The organism is Actinomadura sp. KC06 (genome assembly GCF_004348735.1).
Classification (GTDB): Bacteria; Actinomycetota; Actinomycetes; order Streptosporangiales; family Streptosporangiaceae; genus Spirillospora.
On record NZ_SMKT01000348.1, the window covers coordinates 1 to 2,952 of the forward strand.

5 protein-coding genes are annotated in these 2,952 nt (G+C 71.0%); 3 read left to right on the forward strand and 2 right to left on the reverse strand.

From position 1 onward, the window contains the following. The first annotated feature begins 205 nt into the window (after positions 1-205). Positions 206-499 carry a hypothetical protein gene (locus E1287_RS42825; RefSeq protein ID WP_131971812.1) on the forward strand — a complete coding sequence of 98 codons (294 nt, stop codon included), beginning with the start codon at positions 206-208 and terminating at the stop codon, positions 497-499. 65 nt (positions 500-564) lie between these two features. Here the strand turns inward: E1287_RS42825 and E1287_RS42830 are convergent, their stop codons facing one another. Then, positions 565-876 carry a 4a-hydroxytetrahydrobiopterin dehydratase gene (locus tag E1287_RS42830; RefSeq protein WP_243719837.1) on the reverse strand — a complete coding sequence of 104 codons (312 nt, stop codon included), beginning with the start codon at positions 874-876 and terminating at the stop codon, positions 565-567. Positions 877-890: 14 nt separating this feature from the next. Next, the gene (locus tag E1287_RS42835; RefSeq protein WP_131971816.1) at positions 891-2,138 is read right to left on the reverse strand and encodes a Twin-arginine translocation pathway signal; all 1,248 of its coding nucleotides are present in this window, start codon (positions 2,136-2,138) and stop codon (positions 891-893) included. A 142-nt stretch (positions 2,139-2,280) separates the two neighbouring features. On the opposite strand from E1287_RS42835, the gene E1287_RS42840 reads away from it, so the two are divergent. Both E1287_RS42840 and E1287_RS42845 read left to right on the forward strand, forming a co-directional pair. Beyond that, on the forward strand, positions 2,281-2,553 hold the full coding sequence (locus tag E1287_RS42840) for a hypothetical protein (protein WP_131971818.1): 273 nt from the start codon (positions 2,281-2,283) through the stop codon (positions 2,551-2,553). Beyond that, positions 2,550-2,780, forward strand: a complete 231-nt coding sequence (locus E1287_RS42845; RefSeq protein ID WP_131971820.1) for a hypothetical protein — start codon at positions 2,550-2,552, stop codon at positions 2,778-2,780. Before E1287_RS42840 ends, E1287_RS42845 begins: the two co-directional genes overlap by 4 nt. Positions 2,781-2,952 lie beyond the last annotated feature (172 nt).

Genomic DNA, 2,952 nt, shown 5'->3' on the forward strand with positions numbered 1-2,952 from the left:
CCCGCCAACACCCCACTACCCGCCGACCACAGGTAGGCTTGTCCCCGCCCAAGGGGCCTTAGCTCAGTTGGTAGAGCACTGGCTTTGCAATACTCCCAGGTCAAACGGTGTACGACCAGCGGTTTGCGCAGTTCGGCCGGATCGGTATTCAAACAAGCCAGTGCTGTAAGAACGAGCGGTTCCTCGTCTCCGGACTGGAGACGAGATGCAAGACCGCGACGCCCGCCGGGCCCGCCAGTACGCGAAGATCGGCGCGCGGCGCCGTGCCCGCAAAACCGCCTGGAAAGCGTCCGGCGGCGACCCCGTGCGGTTCGCCGAGATCATGCGCGGCCACGTCGCCACCGGATACGCCTTCTACTACGACGAGCCGAAGCCCGCGCACTATGTGGCACCGTCGGCGATCTGGCGGCAGTTCGCTGCCATCGCCGTCTGCGTGGTGGCGTTCTACGCCCTCGGCGTGGTGGTGATCGTCGTGGCGGGCATGATCGGCTACCTGTGAACACAAAGACTGACGCCCCGTCCCTCAACAGAAGGGCGGGGCGCCGGTGCATCGCACGGGTCAGTCTAGACCGGCTCGGCCCCGTGCCCGGTCGCAATCGCGTCAACGTGGCGCGCCAGCTCGAAATCCTTCGCGGTGATCCGGTGGCCGGCGTCGTGCGTGGTTATCGCGAACCGGATCCGCTGCCACGTGATGTGGATGTCCGGGTGGTGGCCGACCTCGCGGGCCTTGGCCGCCACGTACATCGCCAGGTGCACGGTCTCGTGGTACGAGTGCTTGAACGTTCGCGCGATGGCGTCGCCGTCGCGCTCCCAGCCGGGCAGGGCGGCGAGCTGCTCGGCGATCTGGTCGTCCGTCAGGGGATCGGGGATGGTCACGGCTACCTCCGGGATCAGGTGACGGAGGCGATGATCTCAGCCAAGTCTCTCCCGCGTGGGCTGTCGGCCCATGCTGAGGCGTGGGCGGGGAGCGCGACCAGCTCCGCGCGGAGCCGCTCGGACCCGGTCTCCGTGCAGACGGTGGCAGCACCGGCCGCGATCTTGACGACCTTCTCAGGCTCGGGGGCCGCGGCGGCGGCCAGCGCGGCGGCCTGCCGTGCCCGGAAGACCCCGGTGTCTCGCCGGTAGTCGTCCGGCTGGTCGCCGAGGATCTCGTCCCACAGCCGCGCCGCCTCGTCGTGTGCGCCCGCCCGCCCGTAGGCCGTGGCGCGTTGGATGCCCATGTACCGCGGGGTGCGCCGGCAGGCGTTCCCCCACGGGTATTCGCCGTCGACCTGGTCGACGAGGGCCTCGGCGCGGTCGAGGGTCCGGTCGACGGCGTCACAGTTGCGGAGGAAGCCGTGGCCGTGCGCGAGGTGGACGAGGGCCAGGACGCGGACCTTCGGAGAGAGGCGGCGCTCGTTGGCAAGGGCGGCCCGCGCGTAGTCGACGATGGCGCCGCCGTCCCCAGTGTCCACGGCGTGCATGGCCTTGTTCGCGAGGGCGTAGGAGACGAGTTGGAGGTCGCCGTGGCGGTGCGCCATGTCGAGGGCCGCGGCACGCCAGTGCGCGGAGCGGACGAGATCGGCCGCGTCCTGGTAGAGCCATCCCAGCAGCGCCGCGTAGGCCACGCCCATCTCCAGCAGCCCGCGCCGGACAGGCGAGTCGGCGGCCGTGACCAACTGCTGGAGTAGCCGCGTCTGCGCGTCCACGGTAGGGATCAGCATGTGAGGGCCCAGCCACATGTCGGCGCTGTAATGGCCGGGTAGCTGCTGGCGGAAGTAGCCGACGAGTTCCGGCGCCACAGGCCCATAGTGACTGATTCCGGGCGTGATGGCAGCAGCCCCGGTCGCCATACCTATCGCCAGCACATCAGGCCGGGGCACGGGGCGGGGTGGCTCGTCGGCTGCGGCGAAAAGCTCGCCCCAGCCGCGGCCGGTGGCGCGGACGTACAGGTCCCTGTACCGGTCGGACGGCTTCCACTTGCCGGCCTCCCACTGCTTGATTTGGTCGACCAGGCTCGCTACGTGTGGCAGGCGGGCCCGCTCGTCAGGATCAGCAGCAGCCCGCAGGCGCCGCGCCATTTCTGGGCGCGACCACCGCGGGTCCTCTTCCCGGGCCGCGCGCAGGCGTCGGCCGATCTCCTTGCTGTCGGGGGTCACTGCGATGCACCTTCCGACGACCCAGGGAGGGAGACCCTCCCCCTGTCATCCCCAGTCTTCCCCTAGATGTGTGGCGCCCGCCACAGATTCACTGATGGTGACCGGAACACCACCCGTGCATCGCAACCGGGAGATGGCCCCGATGACCTCGCCTCCATCAGACCTCGACGCGCGACTCGCCCGCCTCGGCAAGGACTTCCCCGAGTGGGCGTGCCGGTACGAGCTGTTCGTCAATCTGCTTCCGTGGGAGGCGCACCGGCGCCCCTACCGGGGCCCGGTCAACGGGGGGATCGCGTGGATCCGCGCCGAGTCGGAGGAGCGGCTCCGCGAGCTGCTCGCCGCCGCGCAGGAGATCGAGGCCGGTCGCGGCACCGAGGCCACCACCACGCCGACCGACGCGGGGTGCGTGCGGTGAGCGGCCCAAGGTACGCGCGGCGCGACGCCACCCGGCAGCCCGCTGCCGACCGGCAGGCCCGTGTCCGGGGCGCGGCCGAGGTCATGCGCCGGTTCGGCGCGCTCACCTGGTACGGGGCCTACACGGGCCTGTACTGGGCGATGGTCAACGGCCGGCTCATCGAGGCAGAGACCCCCGAGGCGCTTGGCAAGGAGATCATGTCCGCGCGGGGGCGGAGGGCCCGGTGACCGCCCCCCAGATCGTACGGCCCGGTCGCGACCCGGCGAGGCGGCCCGCCGTACAAGGCGCGGCGGGTGGGATTCCCCGCCCGGGGGTCCCGCCCGCGGCGCCCCCGTCCCGGCTAGAGAGGAACGCGATGCGGATCATCTTCCAGGCGTGGGCCTGCGCGCGAGGCAACTG